Annotated in this window: 16 protein-coding genes and 1 tRNA gene; 8 read left to right on the forward strand and 9 right to left on the reverse strand. The window is 63.3% G+C overall.

From position 1 onward, the window contains the following. Nucleotides 1-53: 53 nt before the first annotated feature. Nucleotides 54-1475 carry a M28 family peptidase gene (locus ABE493_RS06300; protein WP_346498089.1) on the reverse strand — a complete coding sequence of 474 codons (1422 nt, stop codon included), beginning with the start codon at nucleotides 1473-1475 and terminating at the stop codon, nucleotides 54-56. Between the two features lie 250 nt (nucleotides 1476-1725). On the opposite strand from ABE493_RS06300, the gene ABE493_RS06305 reads away from it, so the two are divergent. Next, nucleotides 1726-2706, forward strand: a complete 981-nt coding sequence (locus tag ABE493_RS06305) for a hypothetical protein (RefSeq protein ID WP_346498090.1) — start codon at nucleotides 1726-1728, stop codon at nucleotides 2704-2706. 64 nt (nucleotides 2707-2770) lie between these two features. On the opposite strand, the gene mscL is transcribed toward ABE493_RS06305, so the two are convergent. From mscL to ABE493_RS06320, 3 genes are all read right to left on the reverse strand, one after another. Next, a complete protein-coding gene (gene mscL, locus ABE493_RS06310; protein WP_346498091.1) occupies nucleotides 2771-3187 on the reverse strand; it encodes a large-conductance mechanosensitive channel protein MscL in 417 nt (138 codons plus the stop codon). 58 nt (nucleotides 3188-3245) lie between these two features. Beyond that, nucleotides 3246-3947: a fumarylacetoacetate hydrolase family protein gene (locus ABE493_RS06315; RefSeq protein WP_346498092.1), complete on the reverse strand. Its 702-nt coding sequence runs from the start codon at nucleotides 3945-3947 to the stop codon at nucleotides 3246-3248. A 354-nt stretch (nucleotides 3948-4301) separates the two neighbouring features. Next, nucleotides 4302-4583, reverse strand: coding sequence for a hypothetical protein (locus ABE493_RS06320; RefSeq protein WP_346498093.1), 282 nt, complete (start codon nucleotides 4581-4583; stop codon nucleotides 4302-4304). A 173-nt stretch (nucleotides 4584-4756) separates the two neighbouring features. Here ABE493_RS06320 and ABE493_RS06325 point away from each other — a divergent pair, with 173 nt between their 5' ends. Next, a complete protein-coding gene (locus ABE493_RS06325) occupies nucleotides 4757-5104 on the forward strand; it encodes a Rieske (2Fe-2S) protein (protein WP_346498094.1) in 348 nt (115 codons plus the stop codon). A gap of 174 nt (nucleotides 5105-5278) precedes the next feature. Here the strand turns inward: ABE493_RS06325 and ABE493_RS06330 are convergent, their stop codons facing one another. The 4 genes from ABE493_RS06330 to thiS form a co-directional block, all read right to left on the reverse strand. Beyond that, nucleotides 5279-7126, reverse strand: coding sequence for an SLC13 family permease (locus ABE493_RS06330; RefSeq protein ID WP_346498095.1), 1848 nt, complete (start codon nucleotides 7124-7126; stop codon nucleotides 5279-5281). A gap of 124 nt (nucleotides 7127-7250) precedes the next feature. Then, entirely contained in the window at nucleotides 7251-8003 is a 753-nt protein-coding gene (gene trmB / locus ABE493_RS06335; protein WP_346498096.1) for a tRNA (guanosine(46)-N7)-methyltransferase TrmB, read from the reverse strand. After that, the gene (locus ABE493_RS06340; RefSeq protein ID WP_346498116.1) at nucleotides 8003-8797 is read right to left on the reverse strand and encodes a thiazole synthase; all 795 of its coding nucleotides are present in this window, start codon (nucleotides 8795-8797) and stop codon (nucleotides 8003-8005) included. The genes trmB and ABE493_RS06340 overlap by 1 nt, the downstream gene beginning before the upstream one ends. Before the next feature lie 262 nt (nucleotides 8798-9059). Further along, nucleotides 9060-9260 (reverse strand): sulfur carrier protein ThiS, encoded by a 201-nt coding sequence (thiS, locus tag ABE493_RS06345; protein ID WP_346498097.1) that lies wholly within the window; start codon nucleotides 9258-9260, stop codon nucleotides 9060-9062. Between the two features lie 178 nt (nucleotides 9261-9438). On the opposite strand from thiS, the gene ABE493_RS06350 reads away from it, so the two are divergent. From ABE493_RS06350 to ABE493_RS06375, 6 genes are all read left to right on the forward strand, one after another. Further along, entirely contained in the window at nucleotides 9439-11226 is a 1788-nt protein-coding gene (locus ABE493_RS06350) for an autotransporter outer membrane beta-barrel domain-containing protein (RefSeq protein ID WP_346498117.1), read from the forward strand. Between the two features lie 243 nt (nucleotides 11227-11469). Continuing rightward, nucleotides 11470-11543 (forward strand) — tRNA-Gly (locus ABE493_RS06355). 145 nt (nucleotides 11544-11688) lie between these two features. Next, nucleotides 11689-12564, forward strand: coding sequence for a 30S ribosomal protein S6--L-glutamate ligase (gene rimK / locus ABE493_RS06360; RefSeq protein WP_346498098.1), 876 nt, complete (start codon nucleotides 11689-11691; stop codon nucleotides 12562-12564). A 220-nt stretch (nucleotides 12565-12784) separates the two neighbouring features. Then, a complete protein-coding gene (locus tag ABE493_RS06365) occupies nucleotides 12785-13249 on the forward strand; it encodes a hypothetical protein (protein ID WP_346498099.1) in 465 nt (154 codons plus the stop codon). A gap of 148 nt (nucleotides 13250-13397) precedes the next feature. Beyond that, nucleotides 13398-14075, forward strand: coding sequence for a response regulator transcription factor (locus ABE493_RS06370; RefSeq protein WP_057629745.1), 678 nt, complete (start codon nucleotides 13398-13400; stop codon nucleotides 14073-14075). Next, nucleotides 14068-15408: a sensor histidine kinase gene (locus ABE493_RS06375; protein WP_346498100.1), complete on the forward strand. Its 1341-nt coding sequence runs from the start codon at nucleotides 14068-14070 to the stop codon at nucleotides 15406-15408. The genes ABE493_RS06370 and ABE493_RS06375 overlap by 8 nt, the downstream gene beginning before the upstream one ends. A 401-nt stretch (nucleotides 15409-15809) precedes the next feature. On the opposite strand, the gene coaE is transcribed toward ABE493_RS06375, so the two are convergent. Further along, complete coding sequence (coaE, locus tag ABE493_RS06380) at nucleotides 15810-16424, reverse strand: dephospho-CoA kinase (protein ID WP_346498101.1); 615 nt, start codon at nucleotides 16422-16424, stop codon at nucleotides 15810-15812. Nucleotides 16425-16461 lie beyond the last annotated feature (37 nt).

Genomic DNA, 16461 nt, shown 5'->3' on the forward strand with positions numbered 1-16461 from the left:
ATCAAAATCAACAAAGGCGCCTTGCGGCGCCTTTGTTGCCACCTGCGGGGGAATCACTCCCGCGGCGGCACCACATCCTTGGCTTCGCTGCCGAAGCTGCCGTCCGACTCCGCAGCCAGGTAGGCGAATACCGTGTAGGCGGCTACGTTCTGCGCCAGCGCCTTCGGGTCGATCTTGTCCAGGGTGTCGTCCGGCGTGTGGTGCAGATCGAAATAGTCGGTTCCGTCCTGCGCCAGCCATGCCCAGGCACCGCCCTTGGCAGCCAGCGGGCCTACGTCGGGGCCGGGGCCGCCTTCGTTGGCGCGGTACTCGATGCCCAGCGGTGCCAGCGCCTCGCCAATCTGGCGGGTCGCTTCGCGTGATTCAGCTGGATTGCCCGAACCGGTGTTGAAGGCATAGATGCGACCGGCACCAAAATCACTTTCAGCAGCAATGTGCTGCTGCACGATTTCGCCGGCAGCCACGCGCGCAGCGGCATAGGCCTTGCCGCCATGCAGGCCCTGCTCTTCATTGGCGAAGGCGATGACCCGGATGGTGCGCTTGGGCGCCTGCTTGAGCTGGCCGATCAGGTGGCCGGCTGCCATGGTGATGCCCACGCCAGCGCCGTCATCGATGGCGCCGGTGCCCAGATCCCAGGAATCGAGATGACCACCGATCACCACCACTTCCTTGGGCAGGCTGCGGCCGGTGATTTCGCCGATCACGTTCTGCGAGGTATAGCTGCCATCCCAACCGCAATCGAGCGAGATGCGGATGCGGGTTGGGCCTCGCGCGACCAGACGGTTGAGCTGGTCGGCATCCGGCCCGGACAGGGCCGCTGCCGGCACCGGCGTCAGGCCTTCGTCAAAACGGGTGATGCCGGTATGCGGCATGCGGTGCGAGTCGGTACCGGCCGAACGCATGATGTAGCCAATCGCGCCCTTGCGGATCGCCTCGGACGGGCCGCGGCTGCGTACCGTTCCGCCAATGCCGTAGTCGGCGCCATCGCGCTTGCGGGTCATGGTGAAGTCGACATAGGCGATCTTGCCGGCCAGTGAACCTTCCGGTGCCGCCTTCAGTGCGTCCAGGCCCTCGAAGCGCACGACTTCGGCCTCGACGGTGCCGGCCGGGCTGCCGCCCAGCGCGGTAATGGTCAGCGGCTGCGGGTGGCTGCCGACGACTGAAGCGTGCTCACTGCGGCGCTCCCACTTCGGGAACGTCACCGGCTCGGTCCATACCTTGTCGAAGCCCAGTGCCTTGAACTTGGCCTTGGCCCATTCCACCGCGCGTGCATCGGCCTCGCTGCCGGCCATGCGCGGGCCCACCTCGGTGGTCAGCGATTCGACTACCTGCCAGCCGGTATTGTCGGCCAGCGCCTGCGCGCGCAGTTCGGCAGCCTTGGCCAGCGCTTGGTCGGAAATATGGGTAGGAGCGGCGGCAGCTGTAGCGGAAGTGCAGAGCAGCACGATGGCAAGAGCAAGAGCACGGCGGCGCATGTTCGGTTCCACGGTGGATTGAGGTATCAGAGTAACAGTGAGTCGCGTTCGGGGAATGTGCCAGTTGGTATGGGGGAAATGCTGAATTGATGCAGGTGATTTCCTCATGGCGCTGCTTTTCCGCGTCGGCTAGAGCATAAGTGCGGTGAAAATCGCTACGACGTAAACAGGAGTTTTCCTGTGTTCCTCATGTCGCTCGCGGGCGAGCCTGAGTTTTCCACCGATGGGGTGGATGAACCAGGACGTTTTGATGACATTGGGAAACAGGGCTGCAGGGACGCTGTTGATGGTGATGTTGGCACCCGCTGCAGGGGCACAGGCACATTCGCTGGAGGATGTGCGCTTCACCGGACCGCTGTTGACGCCTTCGCCGTCGACCCTGCCGCAGGGAAGTTTCTATGCCCAGCCCTATTGGATCCAGACGCATACCACCGGCCGCTATGACGGCAATGGTGATCGGCATGCGTTGGACAATTCGGTTGATACTTCGTTGTTGAGCGTACTGCTGAGCGCCGGCCTTACCGACCGCCTGGCCAGTGAACTGGTGCTGGACAGTGCCAGGACCACGCAGGGCAGGCAGCATAGTGATGGCTTCCGACTGGCAGACAGTGCGGTGCGCCTGCGGTATCTGCTGCACGAAGGTGATGCACTGACCCGCAAGCCGGCCATTGCGGTGATGCTTGGCCAGTCCCTGCCTACCGGGCGCTTTGACGGGCTGGGAGAAAACCTGCTCAACGGCCAGGGCGAGGGCGCCTGGCGCAGTCACGTGTCGTTGCTGGGGCAGAACTATCACTGGCTGCCGAATGGCCGGCCACTGCGCTGGCGTTGGCAGGCGCGTTGGAGCCCGTCACCGCGGGATGTTTCGGTCCATGGCCGCAGCGTCCATGGTACCGACCGCAGTTTTCGCGGGCATCTGAGCCCGGGCGCTGCGCTCAGCGCGGCCTTGGGACTGGAATACAGCATCAATGCGAACTGGGCGCTCGCCATGGACCTGAGCGCAAGCCGCCAATCAGGTGCTGTGCTCGATGGCACCGCGCTGGATCCCGACGGGCAGCGCGGGCACGTCGAACGCCATGACGGGGCGAGCCGCAGCTTCAGCGTCGCACCGGCGTTGGAATACAACCTCAGCGACCATATCGGGTTCCTGGTCGGCGTGCAGGCCTCGCTGCCTGGCGGGCGCAACAGTGCCAGCTATGTCAGCCCGCAGGCCTCGATGACGGTATCGTTCTAGACGGCCCAAACGTCAACGGCCGGGCAAAGGCCCGGCCGTTGATGAGCAGCCAAGGCGTGAGCGCTTACTGCTTGTTGAGGCTGTCGCGGATCTGCCGCAGCAACAGCACTTCTTCGCTCGGCTCGGCCGGTGCAGCGGGTGCCTCTTCCTTCTTGCGTGACAGGCGGTTGACTACCTTGACCAACATGAAGATCGCGAAGGCGACGATGATGAACTGGATCAAGGTATTGATGAAATCGCCGTAGCCCAGCACCACGGCCGGGATTTCCTTGCCATCGGCGCCGATCTTGGCCGGTGCCAAGGTCCAGGCAAGGCTGGAGAAATCCACGTTGCCGATCAGCATGCCGATCGGCGGCATGATCACCTTGTCTACCAGGGAGGTGACGATTTTGCCGAACGCGCCGCCGATGACGACACCGACCGCCAGGTCGATGACGTTGCCGCGCATCGCAAATTCCTTGAATTCGCTGATCATTCCCATGTGTTTGTCCTAGCTGTGCATGAAAGGGAGCTGGCGCAGCCTACTCCAGTGGATGTCATCAGGCGATCAAGCCGGCGCGTTCTGCGATTTTTCCCAAGCGGGCGCTGAAGCGGTCGCCCGGCTGCAGCGCGGCCACGCCGGCAGGGGTGCCCATGAAAATCAGGTCGCCAGCGCGCAGGGCATACAGCTTGGAGAGCTCGTGCAGAATATCGGCGACGTTCCAGATCATCTGGTCCAGGGTGGACTTCTGCCGCAGCTGGCCATTGATCTCCAGCGACAGCTCCAGTGATGCAAGGTCGGGGACTTCCGAGGCCAGTACCAGCGTGCTGACCGGCGCGGAGTGGTCAAAGCCCTTGGCGATATCCCAGGGGCCGCCCTTGGCCTTGGCGGCCGCCTGCAGGTCACGTCGGGTGAGGTCCAGGCCGACGCCATAAGCCAGCACCAGTGCCATCGCTTGGTCGGTGGCGAGCACGCCGGCAGGCGCGTCCTTGCCCAGGGCGACTACCAGCTCCACTTCGTGGTGCAGGTCGGCGGTGGCGCTGGGATACGGCACCGGTGCATCGCCGACCACAATGGCGTCGGCCGGCTTCATGAAGAACATCGGCTGGCCGCGTTCGGTCGCTGCGGGCACGGCAGCGCCCATTTCGCGGGCATGGTCGGCAAAATTGCGGCCTACGCAGTAAATGCGGTGCACCGGGAACGTGCCGCCACCGGCGACCGGGATGCGGGGCTGGGGCAGTGCGGGGATCAGATCGGTCATGTTTGCGTCCAGGTGAAACGACGCAAAAGTCTAGCGGACGGAGCGTGCTTGTGTGGAGCGCTGGCTGGCCGCGTTTGGGTGTGGCCGGTCGAGCTTTTGTAGGAGCGGCGTAAGCCGCGAAGCAGATAGCCGGTCAGATTGCAGGCAACCCGGTAGTTCAGCTGGGCCGGCTTCGCGGCTTACGCCGCTCCCACAAGCTGGGCGCGCACCGGTGAGGCTGCTGCCGAGCTGGGCTCAGGGCTATACGGGGAAAGCCTCTGCCGAGCATGGCTCGGCACTACGGGCTATACGGGGAAAGCCTCTGCCGAGCATGGCTCGGCACTACATGAGGGTGCTTCTGTCCTTACGGATGGCTCAGCGGGCGTGCGGCAGCGCGGCTTTGCGCACGACGCGGTACTCGGCATCGACCACGGTCGGGTCGGCCTTGCGCACCGCGCGGGCCTTGCGCGATGCCAGCAGCTTCCAGGCGATGCCGCCCAGGATCATCGCTGCGCCAATGAACACGCCGCCGACCACCAGCACTGCGAGTATCGCAATACCGAGCAGGCCCAAGGCGATGCGCACCAAGGGGTTGCGTGGTTTGCGCGGTTCAAACAGGTTGCGCAGTTTGGCGAATTGGACGTAACGGATATTCATGAAGGTCGTATGACGTTGAGTCTGCCGTGGAGTATCAGGGGCGAGGGGGGCAATTGCGTGAAGTTGTCGTTAATTTGTATCTGAATAGGGACATCGACAAGGCCATGAGTCAGCTTTGTCTCGGCCTTGGCCGCCCATGCGACAATGGCTCGCTTTCTCGTATTGGTGTTCCAATGTCCAGCGCCATCGCTTCCGGAATCGAACTTTGCCCCTTGGCCGCAGTGCCTGACCAAGGTTTTCATTCGGTGGTGGCGGTGATGGAGGGCGACGCCGAAACGCTGGTGCTGTATCGCGATGGGGATCAGGTGCGGGCGTGGTTGAACGTCTGTCCACATGCCGGGCGTGCGCTGGATTGGGCGCCGGGCCAGTTCCTGAAGAGCCGCGAAGGGCATCTGGTATGCGCGGTGCACGGGGCCTCGTTCGAGCTTGAGGGCGGCACCTGCGTGGCGGGGCCGTGCAAGGGCGATGCGCTGCGCGCTGTGCCGGTGCGGGTGCAGGATGGATTGGTGCTGCTGGGCTGAGCCGAATCCAACCGCCCCCTTGTAGCCTTGTGGGAGCGGCGTTAGCCGCGAAGCTACAGATGCCTGATGCCAGGATACGCCGGCATTCGCAGGGGATGGCGCTGTGTCATTACCGCCGGAAGAATCGCCAGTTTCGCGGCTTACGCCGTTCCCACAAAATGCCCCGGCCCTTGCTCAGAACATGATGTTGATCATGATCACCACGATCGCGGTGTAAAGCAGCGATAGCGGCCCACCGACGCGCCACATTTCGCGCGGGGTGTATTTGGCTGGGCCCATCGCCATCGAGATGACCGGGTTGGAGGCGGTCATCAGATTGTTGGACGCCGACAAGGCCACGATCAGGGCGAACGCGGTGGGGTTGCCGCCCGCGGCCAGCGCAAGATTGACTGCAATGGGCACCATCACGATGGTGGCGCCGACATGGCTGATCACCAGCGAGAACGCGGTAGTCAACAATGCCAGCGCGATTTCGAGTACCCACACTGGAATGCCGCTGGGCAGCTTGTCGATGGTATGGCCGGCAATCCACGCCGCCGCGCCGCTGCTGTCCATCGCCCAGCCCAGTGGAATCAGGCCGGCCATCATGAAGATGGTCTTCCAGTTGATCGCTGCGTAGGCCTCGTCCATGCGCAGCACGCCGGTCAACAGCATGCCGGCCACGCCGGTGAGCAGGGTCAGCGCAACCGGCAGGTGCGAGGTCAGCGCGATGATGATGGTGATGGCGAAGATGGCCATCGCGATCTTGAACTTGTGCGGGCGCTGCTCGCCCTTCGGGTAGTCGGTGACCACCACGAAATCACGGGTTTCCGCCGCTGCGGCAAGGTCCTGCCAGATGCTGTGGAAGACCAGCATGTCGCCGGCGCGCAGCGGCGTGTTGCGCACGTCCTCGCGGATCACCTGCTTGTCGCGGTTGATCGCCAGCAGGCTGATGCCACGTTCCTTGCGTAGGCGCAGCTCGCCGGCGGTCTTGCCTATCACCTTCGAAGTTGGCGGCACCACAGCCTCGGAAATACCGGCGCGGGCAGGGTTGAACAGGTCGCCCAGCGGCTTCAGCCGTGAGGACATGCGCAGGAACTGGTTCTGGGCGAAGTCGGACACCTGCTGGCGCGGGCCCATGGCGCCGATCACGCTGCCAACCCAGATGCGCATGTCAGCCGGTGGTGACAAACGGGTGTCATCGCCTGTTTTCAGTGCCAGCAGCAGCGGGGCGTCGAACAGGTTCTCGGCTTCACCGACGGTCATGCCGACGAGCGGGCTTTCGGCGGTCACCAGCAGTTCGAAGACGTCGCCTTCAATGCCATAGGACTTGGCGAAATAGCTTTCGGTGCGGGCCGGTGCCTGGCCGTCTTCGTTCTCGCTCTCTTCTTCCTTGAGCTTGCGGCTGCCGTAAAAACGGAAATAAGCCAGCGAGGCGATCAGCAGGGCAACACCGATCGGCAGCGGCGCGAACATGCGCAGTGGCTCGATGGTGGCAGTGCCCGAGGGCAGGTTGTTGTTGGCTGACATCAACAAGTCGTTGAGCAGGATCAGCGGCGAATTGCCGACCATGGTCAGCGCACCGCCCATCACGATCGCTGCCGAGATCGGCAACAACTGGCGCTTCAGGGTGAGTGCGGTGCGGGAGGCCAGGCGTGAGGCGACCGGCAGATACAAGGCCATCACCGACGGGTTCTGCATGAACGATGAGTTCAAGCCGGCGGTGGCGGTGGTCAACAGCAACAGCCGTTGTTCCAGCCCGTGCGAGCGCCGCAGCAACCAGCCCGCGAGCCGGTTCAAGGCGCCGGTGCGGTCCAGGCCGGCGCCAAGAATGGTGGTGGCGATGATGCTCATCACCGCGTTACCGGAGAAACCACCGAAGATTTCCTCCGGTGCAATCAAGCCGGTGACGCCCAGCACTACCATCACCACCAGCGCCACCACGTCGGCGCGGATGCGCTCGAACAGGAACATCGCCATCGTGAAACCCACCAGCCCGAGCACGAGCTTCATATCGGTGGTGAGCGTCAGCGCGGTATCCATCAGGGCAGGTGCTTGGAGAAGGAGAGCAGGGACGGGATGACAACGCAGTCTGCCATCAACGCTGCATGGCCAGCGTGTGGATCAAGCGGGTTGTGGCTTGCAACTGTCATCACGCCCTCAGTCCTCAGCCAGCGTCGGTGGTGGCTGGCTTGTCGTACAGCAGGTCCCAGACGCCGTGGCCGAGCTTCTGCCCGCGGGTCTCGAAGTGGGTCTGCGGGCGCCAGTCCGGACGCGGCACCGCGCCACGTGGGCCGGCACGGTTGACCAGTCCAGCGGTGGCATCAAGCACGTCCCACATCTGCTCGGCATAGTCCTCCCAATCGGTGGCGCAGTGCAGGCGACCACCCGGCCGCAGCTTGCGCACCAGCAGCTCGGCGAAGCCCGGCTGCACCAGGCGGCGCTTGTTGTGGCGCTTCTTGTGCCAGGGATCGGGGAAATAGATGCGGATCTCATCAAGCGCGCCGTCGGCGATTTCCTTCTCCAGCACCTCGACCGCATCGTGGTGGTAGAGCTTGACGTTGTCGGCATTGTCATCGGCCAGCGCATTGAGCAGGCGGCCAACGCCCGGTGCGTGCACCTCGATGCCGATGTAGTCCTTGCTGGTGTCGAACTGTGCGGCGTAGCGCAGCGCGGCGCCATTGCCGAAGCCAATTTCCAGCACCTTGGGCGCGTTGCGGCCAAAGGTGGCGTCCAGATCGCGCGGCTCGCCGTTGAAGTCGATGCCGAAGCGCGGCCAGCGGTCGTCAAACGCACGCTGCTGGGCCGGGGTGAAGCGGCCCTGGCGCAGCACGAAGCTGCGGATCTCGCGGCGGCCTTCGGTCACGGTGAAGGGCTTGGGCGGTGCTTTGGAGCCCGCGCTGTCAAAAGGATTGGTCATCAGCCGATCAGCCCATCTAGCGGGGAGGAGGCGCTGGCATAGCGCTTGCGCGGGATGCGGCCAGCGAGGAAGGCCTCGCGGCCGGCTTCGACGGCCTTGCGCATGGCGCTGGCCATCAACACCGGGTTACGGGCACCGGCAATGGCGGTGTTCATCAGCACGCCGTCGCAGCCCAGCTCCATCGCGATGGCCGCGTCGGACGCGGTGCCGACGCCGGCATCGACAATGATCGGCACTTTGGCGTTCTCGATGATCTCGATCAGGTTGTACTTGTTCTGGATGCCCAGGCCCGAACCAATCGGCGCGGCCAGCGGCATCACCGCAGCGCAGCCGATTTCTTCCAGGCGCTTGGCCAGGATCGGGTCATCGGAGGTATAGACCATGACGTCGAAGCCGTCCTTGACCAGCTGTTCGGCGGCCTTGAGCGTGGCCATCACATCGGGGTACAGGGTTTTCTGGTCGCCGAGCACTTCAAGCTTGGTCAGGTTGTGGCCGTCGAGCAGCTCACGGGCCAGGCGGCAGGTGCGCACGGCGTCCTCGGTGGTGTAGCAGCCGGCGGTATTGGGCAGGATGGCGTAGCGGTCCGGCGGCAGCACGTCGAGCAGGTTGGGCTCGCCGGGGTTCTGGCCGATATTGGTGCGGCGGATGGCCACAGTGACGATCTGCGCGCCGGCGGCCTCGGTGGCCAGGCGGGTTTCTTCCAGATCCTTGAACTTGCCGGTGCCGGTCAGCAGCCGGGAGGAATAGGTCTTGCCGGCGATGACCAGCGAGTCGGTGGGGACATGTGCATTCATGCCCGAATTATCACCCATCCCGCCGACCCGTAGTGCCGAGCCATGCTCGGCAGAGGCCTGACCGGCAATGTCCCAGCGCAGCATGGCTGGGCTCTACAGGTGAAGCGAGCAAGCAAGCCACCGCTCCCTGCCTTTCGTGCAGCGAGGGGGAGGGGGCTTTCAACGCTGCTAGCTTCGCGGCTTACGCCGCTCCCACAAGCATTTCAAACATCGCTGGGAACGCCTCTGCCGAGCATGGCTCGGCACTACCGCTGCGCGACCCTCAACCACCACCCAGCGCATGCACGATTTCCACCACGTCACCGTCCTGCAGTGGGTGGGCCGCATGCTGGCTGCGCGGCACGATCTGGCCGTTGATCTCCACCGCCACGCGGCGCTCGCCCAGCCCTTCGGCGGCCAGCAGCTCGATCAATGACAGGGAAGGTTCGACTTGGCGGAGTTCGCCATTCAGATGAATGTTCATGTCGCCATTCTCGCCAGCGCCGCCCCAAAAGCCCAGCCACGGGCACAGTTTGCGGCAGCGCAGCGTGTGCGTCTTACGCAGTAATGAAAACATAACAACGTGCGGCGGCGTATGTCCGCCGGTTTTCCCCACCCAGGAGTTGAACATGTCCCTATCCCTTCGCCCGCTGCGCGCTGCCGTGGCTGTTGCCATCGCCTTGGCTGCAGCGCCGGCCATGGCGCAGTCGCCGTATTCCAAGACGGTGTTCTTCGGTGACAGCCTGACCGATACCGGCTACTTCCGCCCGGTGCTGATGAAGTTGGACCCGAATGCCGCCCTTGTTGGCCGCTTCACCACCAACCCGGGTTGGGTGTGGGCGGACTATGTGGCCGACCAGTACGGCACCAATGCCAGCCCCAACGGCAACGGCCAGACCGGTGACAACTACGCCGTCGGTGGTGCCCGCGTGGGTGTGGACTCGGTGGGTGCGCTGGGCGCGACGCCATCGATGAAGACGCAGATGGCGACCTATCTGGCTGCCAATGGCGGCAAGGCCGACGCCAATGCGCTGTACACGGTGTGGGGCGGTGCCAATGATCTGTTTGCGGTGCAGGCCGCACCGGCGCAGGCGCAGGCCATCATCGGTGCAGCCGTGACCGACCAGATCGGTATTGTCGGCACATTGAAGGCTGCGGGTGCCGAGTATGTGATGGTGCCGAACCTGCCCGATATCGGTTTGACCCCGGCCTCGCGCGCCGGCGGTGCCATGGGCATGGCGCAGGGCACCGCGCTGGCCAAGGCTTACAACGATGCCTTGTTTGGTGGCCTGAAGCAGGCCGGTCTGCAGGTTATCCCGGTGGATACCTTCACCATCCTGCAGGAAATCGTCGGCAACCCCGGCACCTATGGCTTCACCAACGTCAGCAACATGGCCTGCACCTCGGCCTCGTCGGTCACCTGCTCGCCGCTGAGCCTGGCAGCACCCAATGCAAACAACACCTATGTGTTTGCCGATGGCGTGCACCCGACCACCGCTGCCCATCAGATCCTCGGCCAGTACGCCATCTCGGTGCTGGAAGCACCGCGCCTGCAGCAGGTGCTGAGCCATTCGGCACAGACCACCGGCCGCGCCCGCGCCGATCAGGTGGGTGCACATGTGGGTCCGCGCCCCGCTGATGGTTTGAGCTGGTGGGGCAACCTGCGTGGCGACATGCAGCGCTATGCACATGCCGACCTGTACGACGGCATGGCCCCGGCTGGCTTGTTCGGTGTGGATTGGACGCGCGACGGCCTGGTGCTCGGTGGCTTTGCCGGCTACGGCCGCATGGACGCCGACTTCGGCAACAGCAAGGGTGACTTCACCCAGGACGACACCACCCTGGGCCTGTTCGCTGGCTGGTACGGCGAGCGCGCCTGGGTCAACGGCCAGTTGAGCTACAGCTGGCTGGGCTATGACGTGACCCGCAAAGTGCAGCTGGGCCCGGCTACCCGTGAGCACAAGGGCTCGCCGGACGGCAGCAACCTGACCGCAGCCATCAATGCCGGTTACGAGTTCGGCCAGGCCGGTGGCTTCCGCCACGGTCCGGTAGCGGCGGTGATCTGGCAGAAGGTGAAGCTGGACGGCTATGTGGAGAGCAACGCCAGCGCCACCGCGCTGGGCTATGGCGACCAGGACCTGGATTCGACCGTGGGCCGGATCGGTTGGCAGGCCCGCTTCGACGGCGCCAGCGTGCAGCCGTACGTGCAGGTCACCTATGACCACGAGTTCGAGGACGGCAAGCAGGCCGGTGCCTGGTTGCAGACCCTGGCCGACGTGGGCATGTACAAGGTGCCGGGGCTGGAGTTCGACCGCAACTACGCCACCGCCGTGCTTGGCGCCCGCCTCAAGTTGTGGGGCCTGGACAGCAATATCGGCCTGAGCACCACCACGATGCAGAAGTCCGCACGTGATGCGACCGTGTTCGCCAGTTTCGGCGGCAGCTTCTGAGTTGCCGTAGTAGCAATTGACTACGACGTTGTGTGTGGGAGGCGGTGCCGCATCTGCGGCATCGCCTCTTTTTGCATGTGGGGTAACAGCTGATGTGCCTGCAGGACGGGTGCTGGTGCCGCCTTTCCGGGCAACGCCAGTGGTACCCGATCAGGCGCGCAAGGCGGCCTGGGAGCGGCGGAAACGGACAGTTGCGGGCGTTGCTTTGTCCCAGCGTGGCGCATAGACTTCACGCTCGCCAACGCGGGCGTAGCTCAATGGTAGAGCTGTAGCTTCCCAAGCTACTGACGAGGGTTCGATTCCCTTCGCCCGCTCCATGCTTGGCCGATTATCGAAGGGGTCGGGGGCAGCAACAGGCTTGCCAACCGTGCGCTGAAGTCCTGCTGCAAACTCCTCGTTTCAGATCATCCGGAACCGGTAACGCCGCGATATGCTGCGCGCCTACAGACCACTCCCGCCGCGATGAAACTGGCCATTCTTTCCCGTAATACCAAGCTGTACTCGACCCGCCGCCTGGTCGAAGCCGCCCGTTCGCGTGGCCATACGGTGCGCATACTCGATCCGCTGCGCTGCTATATGCGCATCACGTCCAGCGGCTTTGGCATGCACTACAAGGGCAAGGCGCTGACCGGGATAGACGTGGTGATTCCGCGTATCGGTGCGTCCATCACCCGCTATGGCACGGCCGTTCTGCGGCAGTTCGAGATGATGGGCGCACGCACCCCCAATCCTTCCGATGCGATCCTGCGCGCGCGCGACAAGTTGCGTGCCCACCAACTGCTCGCCGCCAAGGGTATCGACATGCCGGTGACGGTGTTTGGCGACAACCCGGACGATACCGACGACCTGCTGTCGATGCTGGGGCCGCCGCCGCATGTGGTGAAGCTCAGCGAAGGTACCCAGGGCAGGGGGGTGATCCTCACAGAAAAGCTCAGCGCGTCCAAGGGCACCGTCGAAGCCCTGCGGGGGCTGTACGCCAACTTTCTGGTGCAGGAGTTCATTGCCGAGGCCCAGGGCGCGGACCTGCGCTGCCTTGTTGTGGGCGACCAGGTAGTGGCAACCATGCGCCGGCAGGCTCAGGACGGTGACTTCCGTTCCAATCTTCATGCCGGCGGCAGTGCCGAACGGGTGCAGTGCAGCAAGGCCGAACAGCAGGTGGCGGTGCGCTCGGCCAAGGCGCTGGGCCTGGGGATTGCCGGCGTCGACCTGATCCGCTCCAAGCGCGGGCCGCTGGTGCTGGAGGTCAATTCGACCCCTGGGCTGGAGGGCATCGAAGGGGTGTCGGGGGACGATATTGCCGGGCGCATGATCGAATACGTGACCAGCCTCAAGCGTTGAGGCCGGGAATGCAATTTGTTTGCATGGTTTTAACAAGCCTTTAATCCGGCTGGCCCTAGCCTGTTTCCACTGTGCCCAGCCCTCCTCAGTGGGTCCGGTGATCGGGAATTTTTAAGGCCCTGGCGGTTCTCGCCAGGGCCTTGTTTTTGCCCGATTGCCCTGCTGTTGTTGTATGACGACGGCAGCGCTAGAGTTAGTCAAATCCACTGAGAGAGTCGGTATGGCACGTAAGTTATTGCTTTTATTGGTTTTGGCTACCCCTGTAGTGGTTTTTGCGAAGCCTGCAGAGCTTCCCTTGCGCTCCGGCGAGTCTTTCCAGGTCCAGCAGCAGAAGGTTCAAGCCGATCTGCGGGGTGGGGAGGTCTATAGCGAGATATCTGCCGAGAACCGCGGCCGGGTGCTCGAGGCGCTTGAGCGCATGTCCTCACTCGTCGGTGAAGGTAGCGTCGAGTCGCTTTCACCCGAGAAAAAAGTCGCGGCCTTCAACGACCAGGAACTTGTCAATAATTTGCTTACCCAGGCACGGGAAGACAGCCGGCTGATCTGTCGCCGTGAGAAGACTCTTGGCTCGCAGATGGCAACGAGCCAGTGTTTTACAGTCGCCGAGCGTGAGCGCATGAAGCAGAACTCTCAGAGCTATATGCGGTCTATGCAGAGTGGCAAGGACGTAAAAGTCGGCAACTGAGTGTTGATTGGCAGGTGGGTAGCTGCATAAATGTGTGGCTACCGGCCGTCATCCGGATGTAAGAAGTTAACGATGGGTGTGCTGTAATTCCTCGCAAGCGGACTTTTGAGTCCGCCTGTACTTTTCAAGACATAAGGTAATCGCCCACGTGCGCATTCTTGTAATCGAAGACAACAGTGACATTGCCGCCAATCTTGGTGACTACCTTGAGGATCGCGGGCATACGGTCGATTTCGCCGCTGATGGCGTGACCGGCCTGCATCTGGCCGTGGTGCACGAGTTCGACGCGATCGTGCTCGATCTCAACCTGCCAGGCATGGATGGCATCGAGGTCTGCCGCAAGCTGCGCAACGATGCACGCAAGCAGACGCCGGTGCTCATGCTCACTGCCCGCGACTCGCTGGACAACAAGCTGGCCGGTTTTGATTCCGGTGCCGATGACTACCTGATCAAGCCGTTCGCGCTGCAGGAAGTGGAAGTGCGGCTCAACGCATTGTCGCGGCGTGGCAAGGGTGCACATACCCGCGTGCTGGAAGTGGGGGACCTGGAATACAACCTGGATACACTGGAAGTGCGCCGGCAGGGCAAGCTGCTGCAGCTCAACCCGACCGCACTGAAGATCCTGCAGGCGTTGATGGAAGCGTCGCCTGCTGTGGTTACCCGTCAGGAGCTGGAAACCCGCGTCTGGGGTGAGGAGCTGCCCGATTCGGATTCGCTACGCGTGCATATCCATGGCCTGCGTGCGGTGGTGGACAAGCCCTTCGAAGTGCCGATGATCCAGACCCGTCATGGCATTGGTTACCGTATCTCTGCACCCGATGCCTGAAACAGTCCTGCCTGAGGTCGTGCGCAGGCGTGGGCGCTACCGTCGGCGTCTGCGCAGCCGCATCATCGTTTCGTTCGTATTGTTGGGCTTCTGCCTGACCACGCTGTTCGCCTTCGCCACGAACTGGGCGCGGATGCGTGTGGAAAACCAGCTGGTAGAGGATGTGATGAATCGCAACCTCGACGCTTCCTGGCAGAGCTACATGCGCAGTGGCGGCACCGATGTGGTTGCTCCGGTGCAGCAGATGCGGGCCTTTTTGTTCCGGCCGGACAAGCTCGACGGGCTGCGCCGTGACTATCCCGAATGGGAAGGGTTGCAGGACGGCATTCATACGATCAATGGCGAGGATGCCGAAGGCAAACCTTTCTCCTACAAGGTAGGTGTGCGTAAAACACCGGATGCGTGGTTCTTCATTGCTTACGACATGGGCCAGGCGCTTCGTGGTGAGCAGCAACTCAACCGCGCGCTGTTCCTGTCGGTAATCATCTTCAGTCTGCTGTCCTGGGTGTTGGGCTGGTGGTCCGCCTCGCGGGTGATGCGGCCGGTGTCCGACTTGGCATCCCGGCTGCGCGCCTACCGTGGCGGTGCCAAGCACCCCGAGCCCTTGGCACCGCGTTTTCCGGACGACGAGGTCGGCCAGTTGGCTGAGGCGCTGGATGACTATTCCGAGCGCCTGACCGAAGTGGTCCAGCGCGACCGCGAGTTCAATGCCGACGTCAGCCATGAGCTGCGTACGCCGCTGGCTGTGATCCGCGGTGCTACCGAGCTGTTGCTGGCCCGGCCAAATCTGGATGAAAAAGTGTTGCAGCGTCTGCAGCGCATCCAGCGCGCCGAACAGCAGTGCAGTGACTTGATTGGCTCATTGCTCCTGCTGTCGCGCAACGAGCGCGCGCAGGGCAGCAGCAATGTCGCCCGGGTTGCCGAGCAGTTGCTGGAATCGCACCGCGCCCAGCTCGGTGGCAAGCCCTTGGAGCTGGTGCTGGAAGGATCGCGCGAGCTGGTAGTCGATGCGCCAGAGTCGGCGTTGTCGGTGGCGCTGGGCAACCTGATCGGCAATGCGGTGAAGTATTCGCAGGAAGGTCGGGTGCTGGTGCGGGTGGGGGCAAATGCGGTGGAAGTCATCGACAACGGCCCGGGGCTGAGCGAGAAAGATGCTGCAAGCTTGTTCCAGCGCGGCTATCGCGGCACCCACGCTGGCCATTCGCAGGGCGGGGGGATCGGTTTGTCGATCGTCAGCCGACTGTGCGCGCTATATGGCTGGCAGGTGGATATCCGGCCGGGCAAGGAGCGCGGAGTGATTGCGACGCTGACATTTGCGCCTGAACTGCCCTGATCATGGTGATCGCAGAGGTGCTGGCCTCCTGCGTGCGTGCGTGGTGAGAGGAGCAGTTTGCGAGCCACAGCTGCGCTGTTGATCGAACGACCTGGCACTGTCGCAAGGGCAGGGGAGCAGAGCGCAATGCTATGCACGTGAGCATTCGAGTCACCCGCAAACCGACGCAAGGCCACCGGCATAGATTTTTTTGTAGGAGTGGCGTAAGCCGCGAAGCAAAGAAATCATCAGATGAAGAGATTACGATAACGCTAACTTCGCAGCTTGCGCCGCCCCCACGGGCACGTAGCAGGCCCGTACCCCCAAGTGATTCCGGCTGAATTTCGATATCGCGGCTGCTCATGACGAGCTGCATTTGAGGTGCGGCGCAGGGATCAGGGCGCCCCGGCGGATGGCTTGAATCAACGCGGCGCCGCAAGCTTCCGATAACGCGCATCCAGCACTTCGATATGTGCCTGCAACGCATCAGGATGGCCATCGTTGACGATCACATCGTCGGCCAATGCCAGGCGCTGCGCGCGGCTGGCCTGCGCCTGGATCATGCGCTCGGCCAGTGCCGCATCGATATTGTCGCGACTGAGCAGGCGTGCATGCTGGACTTCTTCCGGTGCGTCTACTACCAGAACACGTTGCAGCCACGGATAGGTTGGTCTGCCTCCGGCTTCCGTGAGTAGCGGAATGGCTGCAATCGAATAGGGGCTGCTCGCTGCTTCGCAGATGCTGCGCACGCGGGCACGGATGGCCGGATGGGTGATCGCTTCCAGTGCGCGGCGTTCATCGGGATCGGCGAATACGCGCTGACGCAGGTAGGCCCGGTCCAGGCTGCCGTCAGCCTGCAGAACCTCGGCACCAAACAGTTCTGCAATCGCCGCAAGGCCGGGGCTGCCAATCGCGACAACCTCGCGCGCTGCAACATCCGCATCGGCCACGGTGATGCCCAGGGCCTCGAAGCGCCTGCTGACTTCACTCTTGCCCGAGGCGATGCCGCCGGTCAGTCCGACGATGAAATTGCTCATGCAATGACTCCAAAACAACAATGGCCCTCGAAGGGGC

Source organism: Stenotrophomonas terrae (assembly GCF_039674165.1).
GTDB classification, from domain to species: domain Bacteria; phylum Pseudomonadota; class Gammaproteobacteria; order Xanthomonadales; family Xanthomonadaceae; genus Stenotrophomonas; species Stenotrophomonas terrae_A.